This window comes from Methanobrevibacter filiformis (genome assembly GCF_001639265.1).
Taxonomy (GTDB): Archaea; Methanobacteriota; Methanobacteria; order Methanobacteriales; family Methanobacteriaceae; genus Methanacia; species Methanacia filiformis.
Map to the genome: position 1 here is coordinate 1 of NZ_LWMT01000023.1, position 8,105 is coordinate 8,105.

At 27.6% G+C, this 8,105-nt stretch carries 2 protein-coding genes; both read right to left on the reverse strand.

Annotated elements, in window-relative coordinates:
• Nucleotides 1–130: 130 nt before the first annotated feature.
• Complete coding sequence (locus tag MBFIL_RS00950; RefSeq protein WP_066970576.1) at nt 131–1,996, reverse strand: DNA-directed DNA polymerase; 1,866 nt, start codon at nt 1,994–1,996, stop codon at nt 131–133.
• Nucleotides 1,997–2,403: 407 nt separating this feature from the next.
• Complete coding sequence (locus MBFIL_RS00960; RefSeq protein WP_066970580.1) at nt 2,404–7,761, reverse strand: Ig-like domain repeat protein; 5,358 nt, start codon at nt 7,759–7,761, stop codon at nt 2,404–2,406.
• Nucleotides 7,762–8,105 lie beyond the last annotated feature (344 nt).

Genomic DNA, 8,105 nt, shown 5'->3' on the forward strand with positions numbered 1-8,105 from the left:
AAACCCCACCAAGAAAAAATAGAACCAATTGTAGAAGAAGTTTCTGAAATAAGAAAAAAATAAAGAAGCAATGTTTAATTTAAGGCAATTCTATAGAATCGATTAAATCCTTAACTTAACAGCTGTGCTATTAATCCTTATTTTCAGAATCCTTATATTCTGGACTTTGTCGGAATTTAGCATAGAATCCATCAGTATCAGCATATATTGCGTAAAAACCAAATTGCTCAGCCTGTTTCATCGTGTTTTGAATAAATTCTCTTCCCCATGCTGTAATTGACTCTGCACATTCCATAGAATACCATCGGAATCTGGAAAATCCATAAATCCCATACATTGTATTTGCAAGTCTTTTTAATGCTTGTTGTTGTACATCTAAAGATTTTCGTTCTAACTCATCATTTGTTTCTTTTGACTGTTTTTTAATCCTTATTCTCTCATTTAAAACATTTCCAAGAACTGATGGAATAAATCCAACAGGTTCTTTTGCAAACATATTAAAATGTTCTGGAGCAACATAAAAATCTTCTGGATTTGGTTCTTTCCCATCTAACTTTTTACTTACAATATTTTTAATATAATGTCCTGTAAAATGATCTTTTTTAAGTAATACATCAGGTGAAATATTTTTTGATATAATTATACTTGGATACAGACTTCTAAAATCAAACTGAACAAGATTTTCATGTAATCCTCTATCTGGCTCTTTAACATATCCTCCAGTATTTTTATCACCTTTACGAGAGTTAAATTCTGCTCCATTTGGCTTATTTGGAATAACTTCATCAATTTCATAGGCTTTCCTTACTAAATACCATTCAGCTTGCTGACCTGTTGCCATACGAGTTATATCAAAGAAAGGTTGACCTACTATTTTTGTAAGCTCTAAACTTAAAGGCAAAGTTACTTCAGCTATCTTCAATGTAGCTACAACATCATCTAAAGAATACTCAAACAACCTTTTTAAATCATTTCCACCATTATCCCAATATTGCCATATTTTATCTCCAGAAACATCAATTTTCTCTTCTCCAAACAATTCAAGGTAAACTCTCTCTAATGTGTACCTTTCAAGACTCATATAACGTCTCATAACCAAATATAAGTCAATATGGATCAGACCTTTAAAACTTGCTGAGTTTTGATAACCTCCTCGTCTTAAAAACTTAATAGAAGATCCATCCATTCCTATATCTAAATTAAGATTATAAATTTTAGCCCTATCTCGAAGATATGGAAAATCAAAATTATCTGAGTTGTAGCCAACAAGAATATCAATATTTTCCTCCTTAATTATATTTATAAATGTTTTTATCATTTCTTTTTCTGTTTCAAGTACATTTACAAAGTCTAAATCTTCATCCTTAGTAGACAAAACTTTATTAATTCCAGTGTTTGTAGAAACCCCTATCATGATTATTTCATCTTTTTTTGAATCAGGCATCCCCTTAGGATTTCTAACCTCTAAATCAAAACTAAGAATTCTAAAATTAGAATAATCTTCACCAACTGATTTTGGAGAACTATCTAATTTAAAAATCAATGCACTAGATTTTTCAAGCCCTTCATATTTATCTATAAATTCCCCAGATAACTTTAATTTAGACATTGGAAAAATATCATTGTTAATTAAATATCTACGATAAAAAGGAATGTCATGTTCACGAATTTCCCTAACAGAAGCAAGATGTGAAATGGTATCTCTATGTTTTGGAACATCCTGAGGATGATTAAAAATAAGTTTTAAAAATTCAGTTTCTACCTGAAAATCTTTTTTAACCACTTTTTCAATTTTTTCAAAACCTAATTCCCTTATATCTTCCTCTGCTCTTTTGAAATCATTTGGTATAACATAAATGTATGGTTCAAAAGATTCATCAATAGCTATTATACTTCTTTCTTGATTACCATCTTTATCTTTACAAAAAAGACGAATAACTGCCTTTTCATCCTTAGTTATATAATCAATATCAAATAGCACCACATTCTTTTCCATAGATTATACTATCATTTTAATGATTTATATATTAATAAGTATGAATAAGCTGACAAAACGTTGTTTAAAATTAAAGATGTTTAAAATTAAAGATAATGAGATATATTATTCTCTACTACATTCCCAATTTCTTTTCAATTTCCTTATTTTTTATTTAAAAACATTAAATGTAGCTTTATTATTAGATGATATTTTAAGACCTTTAAATTTTTTAACAATTGGTTTAAATGAGAACATACCTTTTTTATTTGTTTTTAAAGTTATGATAATACAAGTTGAATGACTTTTTACGATTTTAATATCTTTTACTGTCCAAACAACAGTTTTAGTTTTCTTATTATATTTAACAGTAGTTTGTTGTTTGTTTTTAATCCATATTTTAACTATATTAAAACCATTAGGAATTTTTATAGATACTGTAAAACTATTTTTATCAGGTCCACTACTAGATAATACAGTATGAAATATAACAGTTTTTCCACTTCCTTGCTGAAATTTTTAAGTTTTATTGTTGTTTGTTTAGGAACTGTTAATAAGCTTTCGCTATTAGAATTTAGATAATTAATTCCATTATTAAACTCAGCTTTAACTTTAAAAATTCCTGTAGATTCAATTTTGTAATTAAATATAGCTACACCTAAAGAATTAGTTCTATTTTTACCAACATACTTACCATTAACATGAAAATTAATAAATTCTTTATTAATGGAACTATTACTATTATCTTTCAATATCGCTTTTAATTTAATATTTTTATTATAATTACCTTTGAAATTGGAAATAATAATTAAAGATTGTTTTTTAATTATTTCTATGGAATTATTACTGGTTGATCCAATATATAAATTGTTTCCATTAAAAATAGTTTGTAATTTTAAATTACCTGTTTGATTAGATTTATAAGTTAAAGTAGCTATTCCATTATTATTTGTTAGGTTTTTACCTACTTCTACATTATTAACACGAAAAACAACAACTTCACCAATTATAGGATAAGCACCTTGTTTTAAAATAGAATACAAGTTAATCTTATCCCCATACACAGCATTAAAGTTAGAAACACTAAGTGAACTAGTTTTTTTATTTACAATAACAGAATTAATATCAGATGATGATGAATAAAAATTATCCTCATTAAAAATAGCTTGTAATTTTAAACTACCTATTTGATCAGCCTTCCAATTTAAAATAGCTATTCCATTACTATTAGTTATATTCCTACCTATATCTTGACCATTAACATAAAAAATAACAGTACCACCCATTAAAGGAGAAACACCATGTTTTAAAATAGCATTTAACTCAATATTACCCCCATAAACACCACTAAAATTAGGAACAACAACAAATGTACTTCCCTTACTCACACTCATTAAACTAGCATTAGAAGAACCCAAATAAAAACCAGTACCACCAAAAACAGCGCCTAACTTTAAACTACCTACCCTATTAACCTTCCAATTAAAAACAGCCACACCACTACCATTAGTTACACTCCTACCAACTTCACTACCATCAACATAAAAAATAACAGTAACATTACCCAAATTAAACCCATTTTGCTTTAAAGTAGCATTTAACTCAATATTACCCCCATAAACACCACTAAAATTAGGAACAACAACAAATGTACTCCCCTTACTTACACTCATTGAACTAACATTAGAAGAACCCAAATAAAAACCAGTACCACCAAAAACAGCATCCAACTTTAAATTACCTACCCTATTAACCTTCCAACTAAAAACAGCCACACCACTACCATTAGTTACACTCCTACCAACTTCACTACCATCAACATAAAAAATAACAGTACCACCCATCAAAGGAGAAACACCATGCTTTAAAATAGCATTTAACTCAATATTACCCCCATAAACACCACTAAAATTAGGAACAACAACAAATGTACTTCCCTTACTCACACTCATTAAACTGGAATTAGAAGAACCCAAATAAAAACCAGTACCACCAAAAACAGCATCCAACTTTAAACTACCTACCCTATTAACCTTCCAACCAAAAACAGCCACACCACTACCATTAGTTACACTCCTACCAACTTCAATACCATCAACATAAAAAATAACAGTACCACCCATCAAAGGAGAAACACCATGCTTTAAAATAGCATTTAACTCAATATTACCCCCATAAACACCACTAAAATTAGGAACAACAACAAATGTACTTCCCTTACTCACACTCATTGAACTAACATTAGAAGAACTTAGATAAAAATCAGTACCACCAAAAACAGCATCCAACTTTAAACTACCTACCCTATTAACCTTCCAACCAAAAACAGCCACACCACTACCATTAGTTACACTCCTACCAACTTCAATACCATCAACATAAAAAATAACAGTAACATTACTCAAATTAAACCCATTTTGCTTTAAAGTAGCATTTAACTCAATATTACCCCCATAAACACCACTAAAATTAGGAACAACAACAAATGTACTTCCCCTACTTACACTCATTGAACTAACATTAGAAGAACCTAAATAAAAACCAGTACCATTAAAAACAGCATCCAACTTTAAACTACCTACCCTATTAACCTTCCAACTAAAAACAGCCACACCACTACCATTAGTTACACTCCTACCAACTTCACTACCATCAACATAAAAAATAACAGTACCACCCATCAAAGGAGAAACACCATGCTTTAAAGTAGCACTTAATTCAATATTATCCCCATAAACACTACTAAAATTAGGAACAACAACAAATGTACTTCCCTTACTTACACTCATTGAACTAACATTAGAAGAACTTAGATAAAAATCAGTACCACCAAAAACAGCTTCTAACTTTAAATTACCTACCCTATTAACCTTCCAACTAAAAACAACCACACCACTACCATTAGTTACATTCCTACCAACTTCAATACCATCAACATAAAAAATAACAGTAACATTACTCAAATTAAACCCATTTTGCTTTAAAGTAGCATTTAACTCAATATTATCCCCATAAACACCACTAAAATTAGGAACAACAACAAATGTACTTCCCTTACTTACACTCATTAAACTGGCATTAGAAGAACTTAGATAAAAATCAGTACCATTAAAAACAGCTTCTAACTTTAAATTACCTACTTGATTAACCTTCCAACTAAAAACAGCCACACCACTACCATTAGTTACACTCCTACCAACTTCAATACCATCAACATAAAAAATAACAGTAACATTACTCAAATTAAACCCATTTTGCTTTAAAGTAGACTGTAAATTAACATTATTACTATAAATACCAGTTAAATTACCTAATGTCATACTTGTAGCTATTTTATTAACTGTGAGTGTTTTATTCACATCAGAAGTTATATAATCAGTACCATTGTATTTTGCAGTTATTTGAAGAATTCCTGTTTTATTTGTAAGATATGTAAAAGTAGCTACCCCATCAATATTAGTTTTTTCACTATGGCTTACATTATTAATGATTAAAATAATAGTTTTATTATAAAGTAAAACATTATTATATGATTTAAAAGTAGTTGTAATGGTAATTGTATCGTTTATAATGGCAATAACTGGAGAATTAATTGATATATTCCCAGTCGCATGTACAATTAATGTACTATTTACATTAGGAACATTGTATTCATGTTCATCATAAGAAGCCACTATTTCAAATATTCCTGAACTAACTAAATCTATTGAAAATGTAGCTATTCCATTATTATTAGTTGATGAATTATATCTTGTTCCATTTATAGTAATTGAGACATTCTTATTTTTTAAAGGATTGTTATTTTCAGTAGTTAAATTAACTGTAATATTAATAGTTTTTCCTACAATTTCACTGTAATTACTAATGTTTAATTTACCTGTTCCATAATGTGTAATATATGTGAAATTATCAAATTCTTTTCCACAAAATATAATAGAAAACTTAGTTTCAAGCGAATCTAAAGGAATACTGATATCATCTTTTGAATCTCCAGAAAGATAGTAAGAATTAGTATTACTATTATTAGTATTAATATTATTTATTTTAGCTACTAAATTAGGTAGATCTACAATAACACCATTATTATTCATTACAAAATAATATTGTATTAATAAATCATCCCCAACAAATGCATTAGATTTGTTAGTAATGGTTATATTTGTAATATAATAATCTATTGAAATATTTTCGATATCATAATTATAAGGAATTATATCATAGCCCCACCAATTATAATTAGCATTAGTAATACCTATACTAGAATCAGTACCAATATCAAAATTTAGACTATTATTATATATTAAATTAAAATTAACATTCGTATCTATAATTCTATTTCCCCATAGTTCAAAATACATAGTTACATTATTATCTGCAATAATATTTCCAACTATACTAGAATTAGATCCCATTATTTGAACACCAATATTATTATTTAAAATATTAGATGCGAAAATTTTATTATGATTACCTTCAAGTAGTATTCCTATTGGATTATCTTCAGAGGTAGAATTATAAATAGCATTATTATCCTTAAATAGATAAATTCCAAGAAATCCATTATTAGTAGCTGTTGAATTATATATAGTAGTGTTACCTCCATCTGATGAAATTCCATAAAAAGTGTTATTTATAGCTATAGAATTGTAAAGATTACTATAAGTATTAGTTGTAGGTGATAAGCCAGACTCAGACTCATCATCAACTAATCCACCAAAGAAACCACCATCACCAAAATCATCACCCTCAGAACCATCACCTAAAAAACCACCAAAGAAACCACCATCACCAAAATCATCACCCTCAGAACCATCCCCAGTGTCCATATTAGTTCCAGGGGTGAAATGTATTCCATAATTACCATTGTTATTAGCTATTGAATTATATACATTATTAAATATTCCCAGCAAATAGATTCCAAAGTAATTATTATTAGCTGTTACATTAGAGATATTATTATAATTACCAGTTATAAGAAGCCCATCACCCACATTGTTATTAGCTGTTAAATTATAGACATATGCACGATTACCTTCAAAAGAGACCCCAGCATAATTATCATTAGATATGACATTATAAATACTATTTCTATTTCCAGAAAAAGTGACTCCTAACCCATTATTTCTAAAAGAAGAATTATAAACACTATTATCATTACCTCCAAAATAGATCCCATTGCCCTGATTATCATTAGATATAATATCATAAACTGTGTTGTTGTTATAAACAAACCATATACCATCTAAATTATTCTTTGATGTTGAATTATAAATCTTGTTATAATTGCCTATTACAAGAATTCCATTATTGTTATTGTTAGATGTAGTACTATTATAAACATTGTTATAATCACCTTCTAACCATATTCCATTTTCATTATAGCTAGAATCAGAATTATATACATTATTATGATTACCATTTAAATTAATCCCATCATAATAATTAGATATACTAATGTTTATTATGTTTATATAATTCCCATTGAGTTCAATAGCATTTACATTATTAGCAGACCCAGACCCATTAAATAAAACCTTTCCTTTTTTAGCTGTTAAGTTAATATTACTCTTATTTGATTTTATTATCTTATCTTGATATAATCCTTCTTCAAAAAATAAAATATCATTATCACTCATATTTGTAATAAGATCATCAATGTCTTGATTAGAACTCTGATTAGTTACATTATATTGCGTTGCTGATGTAGAACTAATAAATATGGAACATGCCAAGAATATCATTATAATTAAAATAAAACTTTTTTTCGAAACCCAATGTTTTTTCATTATTTTTCCACCTTTTACCTAAATTGAGATTATAAGTAATAATAAGTATTAATAACACATTTATAAATGAATTTTAAATAGAACTATAAATTAAATAAGTTCAATTCAGAAGATATTTGTTTAAAAACAACTAATATATAGAATAATATTGATAGACCTACAGACATTCATTTTAATAGATAATAAGATATTTAATGAATTCAAAACTTTTATTATAGGAGATTATCCATAATTAAAATAAAGGTTTATGATTGTTGGATATGGTTTTAGATGTTTTTTAGTTTTTGTTTTAGTTTTTTGGTCTATTTTTTGTGTTTTAGTTTTAAACTTTTTTAATGTGTTTT